The organism is Acinetobacter sp. AG1 (genome assembly GCF_001005525.1).
Classification (GTDB): domain Bacteria; phylum Pseudomonadota; class Gammaproteobacteria; order Pseudomonadales; family Moraxellaceae; genus Acinetobacter; species Acinetobacter modestus.
On the sequence record NZ_LBMZ01000080.1, the window covers coordinates 1 to 20,030 of the forward strand.

Here is a 20,030-nt window from a genome sequence, read left to right on the forward strand (position 1 = left end):
ATTGTTTAAATTTAAACAATGATTCAAAAAAATGTTTATAAAACTACAATTTAAGAGATCTGATCAATTTAAAGCAGTTGATTCTGTAAATAAGACTGATATAAATGAAAATACGCTGTTTCTGTTTGCATCAATTGTTGATGCGAACCCTGTTCAACGACAGTACCATTCTCAATCACAACGATTTTATCTGCTTCTTGAATAGTACTCAGCCGATGAGCAATCACAATACACGTTCTATTCTGACATAAGCGCCGTAGTGCATATTGGATTTTCTGTTCAGTATAGATATCAATCGCTGAAGTCGCTTCGTCCAAAATTAGAACTTTGGGATTAACAAGATACGCACGTACTAAACACACCAATTGTCTTTGACCATGACTAAGATTTTTTCCGAGTGTTCCTACTTCAGTAAAATATCCTTGTGGAAGTTGTTGCAAAATCTCATCTGCTCCTAAATCCTCAATTGCTTGGCTAAGTTCTTGGTCTGAGATATTCGGCCGAACCAAACGTAAGTTGTCTAAAATTGTTCCGCTAAATAAAACATTATCTTGCAAAACAATACTGACGTGTTTTCTTAAACTGTTGAGATGAATGTCCTGTAATGGATAACGATCTAAAAAGATGCTTCCTTGTTGCGGTTCATAAAACCGTGTTAATAACTGAACAATCGTACTTTTTCCATGTCCTGTTGGCCCGACTATCGCTACAACTGTCCCTGCTTCAATATCCAAATTAAAGTTCTGCAAAACAGGTTTATGTGTATATGCAAAATCGACTGCTTGAAATCGAATATGACCATTCAACTGCTCAAGTTTCACTGCATTTGATTGCTCTTGAATACTTGATTGCGTGTCTAAAAGTAAGAAAATACGTTGCGCACAAGCTGCACCATTGGCATAACGTTCAAATAAATCAGTAAGCTCTTGCAAAGGCGCTAAAAATAAAAAAACATAAAAAATACTTTCAGCAAACTGTCCAATACTGATTATGCCGTCACTATAAGCATAACTACCAATTACAATAAAACCCGCAGTTGCAATAGTCGAAAGCAATCCTGTAAACGGTGCAAACCAACTGGTTCGTTTACTGCCATAGATAATCGAATGATTAAAATCTTTTAGTAAATCTTGATAACGAGATTGATTGGTTGGAGTGTAATTTAACTGCTGAATGATTTTCGCACCATTGACGGTTTCAACTAAATGAGCAGTAAATCGACTACGTTCCTCTGCAACCTTACCCCAATGCTTTTGTGATGATTTCTTAAAAATGGCTGTCATCCCAAATAAAATGGGTAAAGTCGCAAATAGGCACCAAAAAAATGGTGGATAGATATGCCAAAGTAATACTGAAGCGAGTCCACATCTCAAAATTGCTGAAAGCAACTCAGGTGGTCCTTGTATTAAAACAGGTTCTAAGGTTTCAACATCACGGTCTGCTCGTGAGATAATCCTTCCAGCTTTAGTTCGGTCAAAATAGCCGATATTCAAACTTTGAATATGCTGAAATAGAGAACGTCTTAAACCATTAATCACTTTCAAAGCTGCTCGGCCTGAAAGATATTTTGATAAGCCTGCTAAAGCAAAACGACAAATCCAACTTAATGCCAAAATGCTGATCGCAATCAATAAAACTGGCTGATGCAATACTACTTTTCCAGCAATTTGTTGAAAGCCCGAATCCAGAATATATTTCACCACCCAAGGTCGAACAAAAACACTCATCACTTGTAAAATTTCTACTGTAATTAAAGCAAGCAGCAAGTAGCGAATGGGATAAATTAAAGGAATAAGTTTTGTTAACATTCCTCTATGAATTGAAGTATTTGCTAAATTTTCTTCGATTTGTAGATCAGCTGATTTTGCGAATGGGCGGAAATTTTTAACACTGCTATTCATGCATTAATCTCCTGCTGTTGTAACTGAAAGCCCATCAACTCACTATAAAATAAACAATCTTGAACTAATTCAGCATGCGTGCCTTGGGCAATAATGTGGCCCTGATCAAGCACAATAACTCGATCAGATAAAGCAATCGTGGTTTGTTTATTAGAGTTAATAATGATTGTTTTATTCAAAGGGTTGCCACTGCCAGAAAGTGCTGATAGCCGCTGTAAAACCTGTTTTTCTGTGGTCGCATCTAAGGCACTGGTTGAGTCATCTAAAGCTAAAATGGGTGAATTCTTTAGAATAGAACGAGCCAAAGCAAGGCGTTGTTTTTGTCCTCCCGACAAGGTAACGCCCTTGTCCCCAATCAGCGTGTCTAGTCCATCATCAAGTCGTTGTAATAGTTCTGATGCAGACGCTAAATGTAAAGCATCCCTCATCTCTTGCTCAGTTGCATCTTGCTTAGCAATTCTTAAGTTGTCTGCCAATGTGCCGCTAAAAAAGAAATTTTCCTGAGGAATGATCTGAACCAAATGACGTAATTCAAATAGGCTTAAATCTTTAATATTTGTCCAGCCCATTTGCTCAGAGCCAATCAAAACTTGCCCTTCAGTTGGATCAATAAAACGATTCAGTAAATTCATCAAGGTACTTTTGCCAGCACCCGTTTTTCCAACAATCGTTACGATTTCACCTGCCCGAAACTCAATTTGGCATTGTTTTAAAATGTACTTCTGCGTTGTTTTATCTTGAAAACTGACATTATCCAATCGAATATTCAGTTCATTCTCATAATGCAACGATAACGGATTTGTTTGATCCTGAATTGCAGATTCTTGATCCAGCATTTGCCAAATTCTGCTTGCTGAGGACCGTGCATCCGCAAAAATATGTAAGACTTGCCCAATACTTTCGATACGAAAAACCAGTAAATTTGCCATCAATACTGCTGCGACAAATTGCCCCACTTGCAATTGATTTTGACCAATTAAATAAGCCCCAAAACCAATCACCCACAAATACGAACATGCGATAATGATTTGTGGAATAGGTAAACGTTTTGCGCTGGTGCTAATTGTCTGAATAGAATAATGAATAAAATCATCAACCACATTATTAAAATGACCTAGCAGTTTATCTTCTAATTGAAATGCTTTAATAACCCGAACGCCATTCACACTTTCAGCTAAAGTATCACTGACTTTTTCATAAGCATGTGCTACTTGATGATCCAATTCAACCAATTGATTGGTCAGTCTAAAAAGTATCCAAAGACCTAAGAAAATAAAACATAACGGAACTATGCCAAGCCACGGATCATACCAACACAATAATCCAATCGTTACCGCCACAACAAGACTAGACTCAAAGACTTGTCGCCAAAAATTAATAAGCGCTTCTTTTAATTTATCTGAATCTCGTGTCGTTCTGGATAGCACCTCCCCTAAACCATGTTTCCAATGCCAAGACACATCTAAATGCTGTACTTGGCTAAAGATTCTCTCTCTTAGAATACTGAGTAATTGCTGCCCAATAGTCAAAGCACTCAGGCCGGCCAAATACTGAATTACAGCCCGTAGCAGTGCAATACTTACCAGCAAGATAAACCAAAACCAAGGGTTTAAAGGATTTGTTAATGTGTATTGAAATAAGGTATTCGGTTGGCTGTGTTTAAGCGTATCAATTGCATGACCAATCGAATATTGTTGAAGTGCTAAACCAATATTTGCAATAACAAATAAAGTTGCTGTCAGTACAAAACGAAATGGCATAAAGCGGTATAACGCTAAACTTCGCAATAAAGGATAATTTTTAAACATAAAACATAACAAAAACTAAAGATTTCGAGTTATTGCGAGATTTATGCCAACCTTTTTCATTAGAAAAATATTTTAATTTATTGTTTTATATTATTTTTTATAAACATCTAATTATACAAGTGTTGAATTTAAAGCAACGCCGCTAATGATCTGCTGTTATCGCAACAAAATTTGATATATCAACATCATAAAAATAGATATTAAAAATAATCAATAAATATCAATAATTTAATCAATGGCATCAATATTGCTTTAATGCATTAAAATCACAAAAGGATGTTCTAATGACAACACTTCATACTCAGCCATTAAATACACTTTGGTATACACGTTGCCCTGTGCCTACAGGTTTAGGTATTGCAATTCAAAAGGGTTGGCTAAAAGAAAAGTTTAATGAGCAACAGATTGAAATAAAATCCATTCGAGAATCAAATTCCAAAGATATTCGTAACTCTCATTTTAACCATACCCTTGCCAACTCTGTTCGACACGGCGGCAGTATCCCTGCAATCTGGGCATATGCTTCTGGTCAAAAAACCAAAGTGATTGGCTTATCTTGGGCGGATGAAGTTCAATTGCTACTCACACGTTATGATTCCAACATTAAAACTGTTGCGGATTTAAAAGGTAAACGTTTTGGCTTACCCCTTAATCAAGATGCCATTATTGATTTTTCACGCGCTCAGGCAATTCGTGGTTTAGAAAACTCATTAAAAACGGTCAACTTAAACGTAAGCGATTTAGAATTAGTTGATTGCTTACGAGCAGATATTATAGCGGCACAACAACAGCAACCAGAAGAAAATGATTCTAGTTTCTACGGAGATCGCAACAAACTTAATGCAAGTGCTGAGATTGTCGCTTTAATTAAAGGTGATGTTGATGCGATTTTCTTAAAAGGTGCTCATGCAGCACAAATTGCACATGATTTCGCTTTACATACGATTATTGATATTGGCTCACACCCTAATCCTATCCTGCGTTCAAATAACGGTACGCCTCGTACACTGACTGTGGATGAAGATTTCCTCTCACATTATCCTCAACAAGCGCAATCAATTGTAGATGCAGTATTGGAAGCTGAACAATGGGCACATATTCATGCAGATGAAACTCATCGTTATTTAGCAAAAGAATGTAATAGTAGTGAACAATGGGTATATGCGGCTTATGGCGCTGATGCACATCTTAAATTGAAAACTAATTTTGATGAGACCTCTGTACTTGCCCTACAAGATTTAAGTGACTTTTTATATCGCTGGAAATTTATTCCTCAGCAAATCGATGTCAAACAATGGTTAGCTCCTGAAAGTTATCAATCGTTGCTTTAATCTTTAGTTTACTCTTTACTGATAATCAAACAGAGCTTAGACATCAAAAGTTCTGTTTGATGAAAAACCTTCAATAAGTGATATTACAAATTAAATGTTTTTCTCCAAATACGACATTCACTTCAATGGAAAATAAATTCGTTTTCCAATTTGATAGACACTTTCCAGCATAGTCTCATTTTATAAGTCTCTCTTCATTTATACTTCTATTGCTGCATTTTTTTATATTCCTATAAATGCTTATTTTTCTGCTATTTATCAAAACTAGATATATAAATAGATATTCCTTATTTTCCTGTAAAAACAAACAAGCGTAGCATCACTCTTATGAATTCCAAATAGTATGAAATAGGAATAAAGAATATGAATGCCCAAGTTAACGTAGGCTCTGCCTCATTTGAAAACATCTTATCTGAAGCTCAACAATATGCTACGGAACATGAATTAGATTTTACGGGTAGTTTAAAACCGACTGACGCTTGGCTTTTAGTTGAACAAGGTCATGCAATTTTGGTCGATGTACGTACCAACGAAGAACGCAAATTTGTAGGTTATGTTCCTGAGAGTATTCATATTGCATGGGCGACAGGCACAGCTTTTAATCGTAACCCTCGTTTTTTAAAAGAATTAGATAGTAAAGTTGGTAAAGACAAAATTATCTTATTGCTCTGTCGTAGTGGTAAGCGCTCGGCTTTAGCAGCAACGGCTGCATTTAGTGCAGGTTTTGCTCAAGTTTATAATGTACTTGAAGGCTTTGAAGGCGATTTGAATACGCATAAGCAACGTAATTCAACAAATGGCTGGAGACTTCATCAACTGCCTTGGTTGCAAGATTGATGTTCTTATTTAACCCTCCGTATTTCAAGATGAAGGAATATTTGTGACACATTGGAATCTCAAACCTGTCATCCAAGGTTTACAACAAGCTCGGCATGAATGGCGAGAACAACAGCACCGCCTAAAAGAAATAGGAGGTCGTGAATTGCCATCTAAAAATGCTTTAAAAACGATTTTAGATGACCTATGCGGTATCTTATTTCCAATGCGCTTAGGGCCAGCAGAACTGCGTCAAGAAGCAGAAGATTATTACATTGCCTATACTTTGGATCGAGCGCTCAGTGATTTATACCAGCAAGTACAGCTTACGTTGAATTATCAAAATAAACGCCAAGCCAAACTTATAGACTTAAACTCAGATGCAGATACAGCAAACGAAAAAATATTCGATCCTGCCCGTGAAATTGTTCAAGCACTTGCAAATGCACTTCCCAATATTCGTCGTGCATTAGATGCAGATGTTTGTGCAGCCTATGATGGTGATCCTGCTGCTCACAGTGTGGATGAAATCTTACTCTGCTATCCGGGTATTTTTGCGATTATGTATCATAGAATTGCGCATCAGTTATATGCTCATGTCCCTTTACTATCTAGAATCATTTCTGAACTTGCTCATTCAGCTACAGGTATTGATATTCATCCTGGCGCACAAATTGGTCCCGGCTTTTTTATTGATCACGGCACAGGCGTTGTCATTGGTGAAACCTGTATCATCGGTGAACGTGTCCGCATTTACCAAGCTGTGACCTTAGGAGCAAAACGTTTTGAAATCACGGAAAATGGTGGCTTGAAAAAAGATTATGCGCGCCACCCAATTGTAGAGGATGAGGTCGTTATTTATGCAGGTGCAACTATTCTTGGTCGCATTACCATTGGAAAAAATTCAGTGGTAGGGGGCAATGTTTGGCTCACTCACTCTATCCCTGCAAACAGTCAAGTCTTACAACAAAACAATGAACTCGCTTTAAAACTATCCTCTTAAGATCACTTGTCATTCATCTCCCTACTAGGCTGACCTAGTAGGTTTTTTGCTGTAGCAACCAACCATCTAATTTATAAATAATTTAAATATATAAAAATGATATATAACAATCCTTCATGATCAATTCACTTCTTAATATTTTTAAAATCATTCACTTACTTTTAGTCTGTTGAAATACCAACAACCGCCAACTTGAAGGAAAAATTCACAAATGGCACATACAACAGACAAAGTCCAATTGGCTCTCGGAGACCATGCTGCAAGGCAATTGGCAAATGCCACCAAAACAGTTCCTCAACTTTCGACTATTACCCCTCGTTGGCTCACTCATTTGTTGCAATGGTTGCCTGTCGAAGCAGGTATTTATCGTGTTAACCGTGTAAACAATACAGATGATATTCAAGTTGCCTGTACACAACGTGATGAAGCCACACTCCCACAGACTTTTGTGGATTATGATCCGCAAGCACGTGAATATTTCTTGAATGGTGTTTCGACCGTTTTGGATATTCATACCCGTGTTGCCGATCTCTACAGCAGCCCACATGATCAGATTAAAGAACAATTACGTTTAACCATTGAAACCATTAAAGAGCGTCAAGAAAGTGAGCTGATCAATAACCCTGAATATGGTTTATTGGCAAGCGTGGCAGATGACCAACGCATCTCTACTTTAAATGGTCCACCTACACCCGATGACTTTGATGATTTACTCCGTAAAGTTTGGAAAGAGCCAGGTTTCTTCCTTGCGCATCCAGATGCCATTGCTGCTTTCGGTCGTGAATGTACTCGTCGTGGTGTTCCACCACCAACGGTCAGTTTATTTGGTTCGCAGTTCATCACATGGCGTGGTGTACCACTGATTCCATCAAATAAGATTCCAGTGGAAGATGGTAAAACTAAAATCTTGTTGTTACGTGTTGGTGAAAAACGCCAAGGTGTGGTTGGCTTATTTCAACCTGGTCTAGCAGGTGAGCAATCTCCGGGCCTGTCTGTACGCTTCATGGGTATCAATCGTAATGCCATTGCGTCTTATCTGATCTCATTGTACTGCTCATTGGCGGTATTGACTGAGGATGCGTTGGCTGTGCTCGAAGATGTGGAGGTGGACAAGTATCATGACTACCCAGTTAACTACAAGTAATTTTCAAGGTAGTCCAACGGGTTCTGAAGTGGTCGGTGTTAGCCCACCGTCCAACTTCCCAGATGAAGCAACACTTTCACGACTTGCCTCTGAATTTTTTGCTGCCCTGCCAAATTCTGGTAGTGGTCATTCCTCTGGTTTGAATTTGGACTTGCCTAATGTGGGTACGCCACCCCATCAACCCCAGCCTGCTGAACCTTTCGCTGCGCTCAGTGGTCGTGCGCCGAATATTGCTTATGAAAAAAGTTTGAATCCTGAATATCCTGAGCATATTCCGAACTATCCTGACTATCCTGAACGTCGTGCGATCGCCTCGGCGCCAGTCGTGGGTGGTGCCAATTTACCACGTCCACCGATTGAACCTAATTTTCCACAAGCGGTTCATAGTGCGCCAAACGTCCCTTTAGTTGAACCCTCTCGTCCTTCAACAAGTGATGAGTCACCCTTTTATTTTTTGAATGATTTTACAGCACCCAGTACATCCAGTTCTGAATTTGATGCTGCCAATTTTGCTACAGCACAATCATTTCAATTGCCTTATGGTGATGCTTTAAAAAGTCTGTTGCAGCAAGATACCCAAGTTCCTACCCAAGCAAAAAATAATGCGCCTACAGGCTTTTATTTCTTGGATCTGCCGCAACACAATGCGAGTTACGGCAATTATCAACCTTCACAGCCACAGTTTGTTGCGAATGCCGCTCAACCCTTGGATATTCAAGCGATCCGTCGTGACTTCCCCATTCTGCAAGAACGCGTCAATGGTCGTCCTTTGGTCTGGTTTGACAATGCAGCAACGACACAGAAACCACAAAGCGTGATTGATCGTATTGCCTATTTTTATCAGCACGAAAATTCTAATATTCATCGGGCTGCACATGAACTGGCAGCACGAGCAACTGATGCTTATGAACACGCCCGTAATGTAGTGGCACGTTTTATTGGGGCAAAATCATCAAAAGAAATTATTTTTGTTCGTGGCACCACCGAAGGCATCAACCTGATTGCCAAGACATGGGGTGAACAGAATATTGGTGAGGGTGATGAGATTATTGTTTCGCATCTTGAACATCACGCCAATATCGTACCGTGGTTCCAGTTGACCAAAAAAGTCAGTGCCAAACTGCGTGTCATTCCTGTGGATGATACGGGGCAAATCATTTTGGAAGAACTGCCAAAACTGATTAATGAGCGCACCAAACTGATTTCGATTACCCAAGTGTCCAATGCCCTTGGTACGGTCACACCTGTGGCAGAAGTGATCAAAATCGCGCATGCCAAAGGTGTGCGCGTCTTGGTCGATGGTGCTCAATCAGTTTCGCATATGCCAACTGATGTCCAAGCGATTGATGCTGACTTCTTTGTATTCTCAGGGCATAAAGTCTTTGGACCGACAGGCATTGGTGCAGTTTATGCCAAACCTGAAATTCTGGAGACCATGCCCGTTTGGGAAGGCGGCGGCAATATGATTCAGGATGTGACCTTTGAACAAGTCATTTACCAACCTGCCCCAAATAAGTTTGAAGCAGGGACAGGTAATATTGCTGATGCGGTGGGTTTAGGTGCTGCTTTGGAATATGTTGAGCGCCTTGGCATTCATAATATTGCCCGTTATGAACATGACTTACTGGAGTATGGTCAGCATGCTTTAAGCAGCGTCGCAGGTTTGAGACCGATTGGCACGGCGAAAAACAAAGCCAGTGTCATGTCCTTTACCCTTCAAGGTTATTCGACCGAGCAAGTAGGTAAAGCATTGAATCAACATGGCATTGCAGTGCGTTCAGGGCATCATTGTGCTCAGCCTATCTTACGTCGTTTTGGAGTAGAACAAACTGTACGCCCTTCTTTGGCATTTTATAACACCACTGAAGAAATTGATTTGTTGGTATCAGTCTTACATCAACTTTCAAGAAATAAGCGAAGTAGTTAAATCTACTCCAATAAAAAAAGACTGCCTCAGCGCAGTCTTTTTTTATTAGTATTATTATGAGCGGGATGGATTAAATTTAGTCACATTTTCTGCCTGCTTCTTTAGAAGTACGGAGTTGTATTCTCCTGGTGGAATATTATTTAAATAATAATTTCCAACATGATACAGCCTCCAGCGAATTGGATCATGCGTGGTGTGAGTTCGTGCATTACGCCAGAAACGGTCTAGGTTCCATTTCGATAAAGTTGAACTTGCCCCAAGTAATCCAAAAATTTCACTCGAAATTTTTAAAGATGCATGATCAGACTGACTACGGGTGGCAGCAACCGATAAAATCAATTCAGTTTGTAAGTCTTCATCTTCTACATTTGCCAAATGCTGTTCAAAAATTTGTGCCGAACGGTCCAATAGTGCTTCAGCCGAACGAACCAAAACAGCAAATTCACCAATCTGTTTGATGATATGAGGTTCATGCGTAGGCGAATCGACGCCACTTTCTACCCAAGGTCGAGCATGATGTTGTAAATAATCAATCCCGCCTTGTAGGGCTCCTTTGGCAATTCCTGTGTCCATTGCAGCGTGTAAAATCTGAGGCCAAGTGAGTCCCGTACGTAAAACAGTGCCTAAACCACCCGTATTTCGCTTAGCAACATAACGTTCATCAACAATCACATCTTTAAAATTAACAGTGCCACTGACACTATTATTTTGTCCCATCGCATCCCAGTCATCGAGCAACTCCACTCCCTGCGTATCACGATGAATTAAAATCGAGACAGGTCCATCATCACTACCAGCAAATAAGGAAATCCACTCTGCGAGTAAAGAGCCCGTAGAATAGAATTTACTGCCATTTAAAATTAATTGTCCTTCTGAATTTCGCTCTACACGCGTCTTATGCTGAAATTTATCTTTACCACCCACTTCTGCAAGTGCATTACCCAAACGCTTTCCGCTTAAGATATCACCCAGTAACTGATCACGAATTTCATCATCATAGCCCGTTAAAACGCCTCGGAACATGGTGAAGTGAATCTGTAATAACTGCCCGACACCACCATCTGCAGATGAAATAATTTTCACCACATTGACCAAGGTTGAAATACTGGCGCCTAAGCCCCCAAATTGCTTGGGTACAATAATCGCAGTTAAACCAGCTTCTGAAATTAAGCGAGCTTGTTCATAAGGTACGGTCTTGTTATAACTGGGATCACGAGCAAATTGATTCAGTTGATCCGCCACCTCTTTTGCAATATCAAGTGCTTCTTGCTCACTTTGAATATGCCTGATACTACCTAATTCTAAAAAATTACGTTGGTTAATGTCGTTCATTGTTAACTCCGGAAAATCTGTTCTTTTTTATGCGCAAACTTCAAGTACATTGTTTTTAAACAAGCTTGGCGCATGGGTAAGCAAAGTTTTGGTATATGTATGTTGAGGGTGACTCAGCACTTGATCTGTTTCGCCATATTCAACAATATGTCCATTTTTTAATACGGCGACTCGATCTGCGATTGCACGAACAACCCCTAGGTTATGGGTCACAAATAGTAAGGTCACACCTTGCTGTTGGAGGTCTTGTAGCAGTTTTAAGATGGAAGCCTGAACTGAAACATCCAAAGCAGATGTAATCTCATCACAAATCAAAACATCAGGTTGGCACAGCAAAGCTCGGGCGATAGCCACTCGTTGTCGCTCTCCACCCGATAAATCTCTTGGATAGAGTTCCTGAACTTGTATAGGCAGAGAGACTTGTTTAAGTACCTGCATGACTTTTTCTATGGCTTCTTGTCGAGATGCTCCAAAGAAATGCTGTACAACTTTAATTAATGTATGACCAATCGTATGCGCTGGATTCAGAGCCTTATAAGGGTTTTGAAAGATATATTGCAGTTTATGCCGCTGCTGCAAATGACGCTGTTGCCCACGCAACGACAAGACTTCATCTGCTAATGTAATTTGTCCATCTGCATTTTCATTCAGGCCAGCAATTACACGCGATAAAGTGGTTTTTCCTGAACCCGATTCACCCACCAATGCTAAACATTCGCCTTTTTTGAGTTGAAATGAAATATCAAAAAGTGCCTGTTGCTGCCCATACCATGCATTAATATGTTCAACTTTTAATAGAGCTTCCCGGTCTGTTTCTCTTTCAATCACTTGATGATCAATCTCCTTAAAATTAATCACACCGACATGATCCGAATGGTGACAAGCAACAAAATGCGGATCAAACTCATCTTTTAATTGAGTTAATTCAGGTTGTTTTTGACGACATATATCTGTGGCGAAAGTACAACGTGCCGCAAAAGCACATCCCACTGGACGCTCATTGGGTGAAGGAGCATGTCCTTCAATTGGAGATAAATATTTACGAATGGCCACATCGGGAATGGCGTTCAGTAAACCTTGCGTATAAGGGTGCTTAGGAGTTTCAAATAGTTGGGTTAATACCGCATCTTCAGCAATTCGACCCGAATACAGAACAATCACCCGATCTGCAATATCTTTTACCACCGTTAAGTCATGCGATACATAGATAGCAGCAACGTTATATTCCCGACATAATTTACGAATGATATTCAGCACCAATGTCTGTGTCGTCACATCTAACGCGGTGGTTGGCTCATCCAAAACGATCAAACGTGGCTGTAGCAAGAATGCCAAGGCCAATAAAATTCGTTGTTGTTGCCCACCCGAAAGCTGATGAGGATAGCGCTTTAAAAATAGATCATCATGCGGCAATCCCACTTCATTTAAAATTTTGGCAACCTTTTGGTATTTTTCAGCGCTCGATAACTGTGCCTGATGGACATCTAATAATTCAAATAAATGTTGACCAATACTTAATGCTGGGTTGAGTGCTGTTCCAGGATCTTGAGCGACATGACTGATTTTATAACCACGAACCTGACGTAAAGCATGATCATCTAAACTGAGAATATCTTGATTCTCTAGCTCAATTGAGCCTTGAATAATCTTGGCTCCATAGCGTGCATAGCCCAATAAGGCACTCGATAATGTGGTTTTACCTGACCCACTTTCTCCAACTAGCCCTAGAACTTCTCCTTCTCGTAGGCTAAATGAAATATCAGAAACGATATGATTGCCGGTGTTAACCAATGCCACGGTTAAGTCTTTTACAGTTAATACGGTATTTTTAAATTTATCTGCCATGCTTATTTTTCCTCAATCCGAGCTGCTGCACGTCCAACACCCTCAGCCAATACATTCGTTCCGAGTGCAAACAAAGCAATTAAGATGACAGGAGCAAATACCGCCCACGGCTGCACCAATAAACCAGCGCGATTTTCATTAATCATGAGTCCCCAATCTGCTGCTGGAGGTGCCACACCATAACCAAGAAAAGCCAATCCAGATAACATACCCACAGCCCATGTCAGCATCACACCCAGATGAATGAGTAAAGGCGTCAACATGTTGGGTAAAATTTCACGAAATAAGATATAGGTTTTTGAGTAACCGAGCATTCTCGCTGCTTCGATATATTCTTGTTCCACCAGATTCAGTGCAACGCTTCGCGCAAGACGCACAACCCCAGGAATAAAAGCAATTGAAACCGTTAAAACGATGAGCCAAGGTTCCCGACCTAACATTGAAACAATAAGCAAGACCAATATAATATCTGGAAAGGCCATAAAAACATCAGTCAGCCAAGTCACAAACTGATCAATCTTATTTCGAGCAAAAGCAGCGAGTATGCCTAAACTAGAGCCAATAATTAATGCAACCAAACTAGCAGCCAGTGTCATCCAGATAATAGAAGCTCCACCAGCAAGGACACGTGACCAAACATCATGACCAATATAATCATATCCAAGAAACGATTTTCCCTCAGGCGGACCATATGTCATGCCGATCAGAGCAGTGGGCTCAAATGGAACCAATAGCGGTCCAACCAGTGCAAAAATCAACACTAACGTCGTGACTACAAATCCAAAACGTACTTGTCTTTCACGAATTAATGTTTGAAAAAAATTTCTTTGATACCAATGAAGTGAGCTCATTTCCCACCTCCTTGCTGAATGTTCTTTAACGCATTACGGCGGTCAACAGGTTTTACTGTAATTGGTCGACCTGACTTCCATAAACGTAATGCCTGACGACGGCCTGGCGAACGTGCTTTATGTCTTTTGGCTGTTCGTATTTTTGGTGTAAGTAAGGTGGTGATTAAATCTGCAATTAAATTAACGGCTACCACACAAATGGTCAGCAATAAAACAATTGCTTGAATGGTCGGGATATCTCTTAATTCAATTGCGGCATTGAGTGCATTACCAATACCGGGATAACTGAAAACCACTTCAATAATGAGAGCACCACTCAGCAGAACCCGTATCGTTAATGCTGTTCCCTGCACCACTGGCACCAATGCATTTGGTAAAACATGTTTCCATATGATCCGTCGCTCAGGAATACCACGTAATCGTGCAGAGGTCACATAGTCCGACTCAAGTGCATCAATCATGGAGCCACGAACCAAACGCATCAGATATGGAATAAGCGACAAGGCCAAAGTTAAAATCGGTAAAACTAAGAACTCTATTTGGCTAAAAGCTGACTGCTCTGGAATCAACAAAGATGCTGCTGGCAATATGTGCAGGATTGAGGTTGAGAAAAACATCATTAACCAGATTGCAATCACAAATCCTGGAACAGCCTTGAATAGAATAGAGCTAGAAACAATAATACGATCTAGTTTGCTATCTCGACGGAGTGACAGCCATACACCCAGTACCACAGAAATTGGTACAGTAATGACAATAACTAAGATCGTTAATGCAACGGTGTTACCAAAATAATTCTGAACAATCTGCACAACAGGTACATTTGAATCAATCGAACGGCCAAAATTACCTTGCAATAATTGACTTAACCAATGCCAGTATTGAATCAATATTGGATCGTTCAGGCCCAATTGTTCACGAAGTATTTGAACCGTCGCCTCCGGTGCTTCTGGGCCCAAAATGACGCGAGCCGGATCAGATGGGAGTGCCTGTGTGGCAATAAATACAATAAGACTAATCACAAATACAACCAATACACCTGACAACAACCGTGTGAAAAACCAAGGTAACCATGCTGGTATTTCAAATGATCTCGTCATTGTTTGATGTGAAATGGCTGTCTCTATATTGCTGGATTGCATTGTCATAGCGGTCACCCCCTACGCCAAAATTCATCTGTACGCCACGCAGAAAAGCCTGTGTGATCGGATGTTACGCCACCAATTTGGCCAGAATGTGCATCGAGTACATGATTAAAACCCCAAATGAGTAAACCGCCTTGCTCATGTTGAATACGCTGTGCTTCATGAATGAGAACTTTACGTTTTTCCAAATCAGGCTGTTGTAATGCGGTATGAACCAATTCAGTAAAACGTTGATTGTTAAATCGGGTTTTATTATTTGCAGCACCCGGCCCATCAATTTGCAAGACGGTTAATAAAAAAGGTCGTGAAACGTTTGAACCTGTACTAAATGCCCAATCCTGTTTTACAGCATCAGCAAAGGTGGCAGCTTCAACCTGTTTAACATTAACGATAACACCAGCCTGAGCTGCATGCTGAGCAAAAACCAATGCGGCATTGCTATCTGGACCTGTATACAAATCAACCGCCAAGCTATTGCTAAAACCAGCTTCTTTCAATAACGCCTTCGCTTTATTTAAATCTTGCTTACGCTGTAGAATACTGTGGTCATATACGGGATCACTAAAGGAATAGAGATCATTTGCAACTCGTCCTTGACCAGCTAAAGCCCGTTTAACCAAATCATCTCTATTGGCAATCAATCTAAAAGCTTGACGTACTCGAGGATCATTGAAAGGTGCTTTGGAAGTATTCATATCAAAAGATTGCCAAGCATCTGTTTCAGATGAAACTAGATTCAATCGTTTATTGGCTTGAATTAAAGAAATATGCTCGGCACTTACCCCTGAAGCAATATCAATTTGACCAGATTGTAAAGCAGCAAGACGTCCTGTCTGATCTTTAAAATCAATGATTTCTATTGCATCAGCATAAGGCTTATTTTCTTTCCAATAGTTTTCAAAACGAACAAAGCGTGAACGTTGACCTGGTGTAAAACTGTCAAGCTTAAAGGGTCCAGCCCCGACCACATTTTTAACTGGGTCATAATCTGTAGGAACAATCCCTCCCCAACTCATCCATGCCTCAGGTAAAGCAACTAAGCCTTTTCCTTGAGCAAAAGGGATCTCAACGGTGTATTCATCGACCTTCTTAACTCCATCTCGTTGCAATGAATAAAGATAGGCAGCAAATGGAGACGCGAGTTTAGGATCCGTCAAACGGCGTAAGGAGAAAATCACATCATCAGCAGTAATCGTTTTACCGTGATGAAATTCGAGTCCTTTTTTTAAGCGAATGGTCCATTTCGTTCCATCATTATTCGGCTCCGCAAATTCAGCAAGTGCAAGTTTAGGCTGGATATCTCTGCCCCATTCCCATAATTTTGCATATAAAGGCCACCCTCTGAATGCACTGGACATACCAATAGGTTTATGCGCGTCTAAATTACCTGCTTGATTGCCATTGATCACCCCAATTTTGATCACTCCACCTTTTTTGGGCGTATCATTTTGATCTGTACTCACATGAGTATTCTCAGAAGATGAAGAATCAGTTTTAGAACATCCTATCAGACTAATTGCAGCAACAGCTCCAACCCCCAATCCAGTTTGTTTAATGAGTTCTCGACGTGTAATTTTGTTCATTTTTTCTCCCTTAAACGACGACTTCTTGATTCAAGAGAGAATCAATGGATGAGTTTTTATTGAGCTTAGGTAGCTCAAAACCATGATCTAGCTCTAATAAAGGGAACAATAAATCAGCTACACGATAGGCTTCTCCAATTAAAGGGAAACCAGATAAGATAAAGGCTGATACACCATGGCTTTCATATTCTTTAATTCGTTCAGCAATATTTTCAGCACTGCCGACCAAGGCAGTACCTGCTGCTGGGTTTAAAATATCAAAACCAAATAAAGATGGCCCAGTCCAAACATTAGGATAAATTTCAAAGTCTTTAGCACGAGGTAATACTCCATGGCGGAGCAATGTAAGATTCCTTTGAACGATCGGATTTGGGCTTTGATAACTCTCAAAAGTTTCATTAGGAGGAAGCTGTCGTTTAACCGCTTCGATTGCATAATTGACATCTAGCTTGTCGAGTAGCGACTGAGCATACTGCCAAGCCTCTTCTTCTGTTTCCCGAACAATAATTTGTAATCGAGTTCCAAACTCTAAACTGCGCCCAATTTTTGCCGCCTCAGCAGCAACTTTGCTAAACTTTTCTCCAAGCAGCGGTGGCGTATTCGCAAAACTTAAATACACATCTAATAATTCAACAGAATGCTGAACGCCTTTCGCTGAAGTTCCAGCTCCCCATAAAGGAACACCCTGCTTTTGAGTTGGACCACTCCATTTGGACATAGGAGATCCACCTTCTAGACGTGGCGCAATTTGAATAAAATCTCCCTCAAATCCAGACCGATCACCTAGATAGTTTTGCTGAAATGCTGTCCAGTATTCTTTGCTAAAGTCATAACGCTCATCATGCGTATAGTGAATACCTAAAGCTGCCAAACCCTTATCATTTCCATTGACGACATTAAATAACAAACGCCCTTTAGAAAATGCATCAAAAGTTTGCGCATATTTTGCCAATACTGCTGGCTGGACTTCTCCAGGATGTTGGGCAACCAGAAACTTTAAACGTTCAGTAAATGGAATTAAACTTGCAGCAACAGCAAGTGTTTCATACTCGCTAGTACCCATCAGTGAACCGTAAAAACCAAGTCGATCCGCAGTAATCGCAATCTGTTGCAAGTGTTCATAATCGGTATCCCACCGCCCAGATTCCAACCAAGGATATGGCCCATCGGGAGAAGTCAGATACCATAAAAGTTTTACAGCCATAGTATTCTCTATATTTATATTTGAATCAGATTTCTAATGAAGTGGAAGTAACCCAAGCGACTTCGCTTTATCGGTTAAACCACTCATTCGCCACTGCTGGTGTAAAACACCCTGTCCGTATTCACGGCTTCCCCCAGCTAATTCAGCAAGTAGCTGAATCTGTGCACCTTCCTCAAGCAACAAGATAAATTCAGCTGTTTCTTGTAGTCCCTGACGTCCCCATACGGTTGCGCCACCGTTGGCTTCTAAAATTGCTCGATGTTCGATATCAACTTTGAGTTGATCTAAAATGAAATCTACTTCTGCCTGACGGCGATCAATATAAATTGGTAGTTCTTTAAATAAATGAAAGCGTTGAACAGGCACATAACGAATCGGTAAGGTACGATGGGTTTGCGCCCAAGCGCCTAAATTCGGCGCGTGTACATGAGATATTGTGGTGACATCTACATGCTCGCGAAAAAGTTTGTTATAGCGCCCGCCTGCATTTTTTCTACCCAATAAAACTTCACCATCAATTGTCTCCACAAGTACTTTGCTTTTTTGATCTTTAGACCACGGTCCTGCATAGTTAAAAGTGACTAAGGTATTATCAGGTCCACGTTCAACAAAATTAACCGTTCCATTTGCCGTGATTGTTCTTGTTTCACGGAACACTTCAAAAGCAAATTCAGCTTTTTCACGATTCAATTCGATAAAATCATTGAGTTCAGGAGACAGTGGGGTTTGAATAAGTGTTGTCATGATCAATATCCTATTAAAATTGTTTATTTTGGCGGCGCTTTAAAACTTCGAGCAAAGGACGGTAATCTACCCAAGTATTAATATCGACATCACGCTCGAGAAAACCGTGTAACCAAAGGAAATCTTTTTGTTGTCTTAAAAGCTCTAAACGCTCTTCACTTAATGATGGATGTAAAGACTTATGAAAATTATTACGGTAGGCTGTCGCGACACTCTCTGCGCCTGCAATCGTTTCATCTTCAAGAATAACCAGCACTTCATCTAAATGATCTTGAGCCCAATCTGCGGTATCAAACAACTCTTCCAGAAAATCAACGACAACATCAAAGTGATCTTTTAACAAATCTTCATGTACAGTAATTGGACGAGGCGTACCATTGTTTACACGGGAAGTCACATCTTCAAATTGATCCAAATCAATCCCAACTTTTAAACCGCGTTTCGTCGCAGCTTCGACAGCCGATGCTCCTTTTACATAAACAGCATCAACTTCACCGGTGATTAATGCATCTAATCCAGACCAATAGGTACTTGCATCACGTTGTTGTGTATTCGATTCCACTCGTTCAGGGACTTCAATAAAATCCACATCACGGAAGGTTAAATTCGCAAGTTGCAAAGCACCTCGAATACCCTGTAAAGACATCGCTCTAAAAATGCTACCTGCCCGTTTGTCAGCATATTCAGGTAAAGCAACTTTTACATTTTTTAAATGCTCTGGTTTGCTAATTTCAGAATCAGGGCGAACAATGATCACTTGCCATTCATCAATCCATGTCAAGCCAATGAGCCGACTTGGAGCACCTTCAGAACGAGCAGCTAGTGCCGGAACATTTCCACCTTCACGAAACAATGCTGGCAGTTGATGATCAAAATGATGAACAGATAAGCCTTTACGGGCATCTTGTAAAACAGCAACCTCAATACCATGCTGTTCAAACTTTTCGATCAGTGTCCCACGTTTTAGTGAGATACCTGTTGCTGTGGGTACTGGACACCGAGTGACCCAGATTTCAGATAAAGTACTTTTTACAAATTCTTTAGAATTTTCTTTTTTATCGATAACAAGTGACATAGGTATTCCTTAGGATATTTCCAATTTCATATCACTTGTATTGAGCAGCTTTTATGCCAAGAAAAATTATTTTATTTTTCAATTACTTAAATTTTTATAAATAGAAAAATTGTTTCTTTTTCACCAACCATTTTTATTGATTGTTGTTTTATCAACAGAGAACTTACAAAATTTAATCAGGTTTACAATCAAATCTTATAACTACTGATTTAAAAAATTTTTAGCAAAATTTATATTAAAAATAACTAAATATAAAAAAAGCCACATCTGGAAATGTGGCGAAAGGTGTAACTATGCTTGTACGGCTTTACCGTATGTTTA

The 20,030-nt window shown here is 40.0% G+C and carries 15 protein-coding genes; 5 read left to right on the plus strand and 10 right to left on the minus strand.

The window, feature by feature from the left end:
• Positions 1–68: 68 nt before the first annotated feature.
• Both AAV96_RS02225 and AAV96_RS02230 read right to left on the minus strand, forming a co-directional pair.
• Positions 69–1,901 carry an ABC transporter ATP-binding protein gene (locus tag AAV96_RS02225; protein ID WP_046738150.1) on the minus strand — a complete coding sequence of 611 codons (1,833 nt, stop codon included), beginning with the start codon at positions 1,899–1,901 and terminating at the stop codon, positions 69–71.
• Positions 1,898–3,709, minus strand: a complete 1,812-nt coding sequence (locus tag AAV96_RS02230; protein ID WP_046738151.1) for an ABC transporter ATP-binding protein — start codon at positions 3,707–3,709, stop codon at positions 1,898–1,900. The genes AAV96_RS02225 and AAV96_RS02230 overlap by 4 nt, the downstream gene beginning before the upstream one ends.
• A gap of 284 nt (positions 3,710–3,993) precedes the next feature.
• Between AAV96_RS02230 and AAV96_RS02235 the strand changes: the two genes are divergently transcribed.
• From AAV96_RS02235 to AAV96_RS02255, 5 genes are all read left to right on the plus strand, one after another.
• The gene (locus AAV96_RS02235; protein WP_046738152.1) at positions 3,994–5,040 is read left to right on the plus strand and encodes an ABC transporter substrate-binding protein; all 1,047 of its coding nucleotides are present in this window, start codon (positions 3,994–3,996) and stop codon (positions 5,038–5,040) included.
• Between the two features lie 363 nt (positions 5,041–5,403).
• Positions 5,404–5,877 carry a rhodanese-like domain-containing protein gene (locus AAV96_RS02240; RefSeq protein ID WP_004660890.1) on the plus strand — a complete coding sequence of 158 codons (474 nt, stop codon included), beginning with the start codon at positions 5,404–5,406 and terminating at the stop codon, positions 5,875–5,877.
• Positions 5,878–5,920: 43 nt separating this feature from the next.
• A complete protein-coding gene (gene epsC / locus AAV96_RS02245) occupies positions 5,921–6,859 on the plus strand; it encodes a serine O-acetyltransferase EpsC (protein WP_046738153.1) in 939 nt (312 codons plus the stop codon).
• Positions 6,860–7,070: 211 nt separating this feature from the next.
• A complete protein-coding gene (locus tag AAV96_RS02250; RefSeq protein ID WP_046738154.1) occupies positions 7,071–8,003 on the plus strand; it encodes a family 2A encapsulin nanocompartment shell protein in 933 nt (310 codons plus the stop codon).
• Positions 7,978–9,930, plus strand: coding sequence for a family 2A encapsulin nanocompartment cargo protein cysteine desulfurase (locus AAV96_RS02255; RefSeq protein ID WP_046738155.1), 1,953 nt, complete (start codon positions 7,978–7,980; stop codon positions 9,928–9,930). The genes AAV96_RS02250 and AAV96_RS02255 overlap by 26 nt, the downstream gene beginning before the upstream one ends.
• A gap of 54 nt (positions 9,931–9,984) precedes the next feature.
• On the opposite strand, the gene AAV96_RS02260 is transcribed toward AAV96_RS02255, so the two are convergent.
• Genes AAV96_RS02260 through AAV96_RS02295 form a run of 8 tightly spaced genes read right to left on the minus strand, consistent with a single transcriptional unit; the run spans position 9,985 to position 19,709 of the window.
• Positions 9,985–11,262: an acyl-CoA dehydrogenase family protein gene (locus AAV96_RS02260; protein WP_046738156.1), complete on the minus strand. Its 1,278-nt coding sequence runs from the start codon at positions 11,260–11,262 to the stop codon at positions 9,985–9,987.
• A 27-nt stretch (positions 11,263–11,289) separates the two neighbouring features.
• Positions 11,290–13,107 (minus strand): dipeptide ABC transporter ATP-binding protein, encoded by a 1,818-nt coding sequence (locus tag AAV96_RS02265; protein ID WP_046738157.1) that lies wholly within the window; start codon positions 13,105–13,107, stop codon positions 11,290–11,292.
• A 2-nt stretch (positions 13,108–13,109) separates the two neighbouring features.
• On the minus strand, positions 13,110–13,958 hold the full coding sequence (locus AAV96_RS02270; protein ID WP_046738158.1) for an ABC transporter permease: 849 nt from the start codon (positions 13,956–13,958) through the stop codon (positions 13,110–13,112).
• The gene (locus tag AAV96_RS02275; RefSeq protein ID WP_046738159.1) at positions 13,955–15,106 is read right to left on the minus strand and encodes an ABC transporter permease; all 1,152 of its coding nucleotides are present in this window, start codon (positions 15,104–15,106) and stop codon (positions 13,955–13,957) included. Before AAV96_RS02275 ends, AAV96_RS02270 begins: the two co-directional genes overlap by 4 nt.
• Before the next feature lie 5 nt (positions 15,107–15,111).
• Positions 15,112–16,686, minus strand: a complete 1,575-nt coding sequence (locus tag AAV96_RS02280; RefSeq protein WP_046738160.1) for an ABC transporter substrate-binding protein — start codon at positions 16,684–16,686, stop codon at positions 15,112–15,114.
• A 10-nt stretch (positions 16,687–16,696) separates the two neighbouring features.
• Positions 16,697–17,890 carry an LLM class flavin-dependent oxidoreductase gene (locus AAV96_RS02285; protein ID WP_046738161.1) on the minus strand — a complete coding sequence of 398 codons (1,194 nt, stop codon included), beginning with the start codon at positions 17,888–17,890 and terminating at the stop codon, positions 16,697–16,699.
• 33 nt (positions 17,891–17,923) lie between these two features.
• Positions 17,924–18,634, minus strand: coding sequence for a class II aldolase/adducin family protein (locus AAV96_RS02290; RefSeq protein WP_046738162.1), 711 nt, complete (start codon positions 18,632–18,634; stop codon positions 17,924–17,926).
• 13 nt (positions 18,635–18,647) lie between these two features.
• A complete protein-coding gene (locus AAV96_RS02295) occupies positions 18,648–19,709 on the minus strand; it encodes an ABC transporter substrate-binding protein (RefSeq protein WP_046738163.1) in 1,062 nt (353 codons plus the stop codon).
• Positions 19,710–20,030 lie beyond the last annotated feature (321 nt).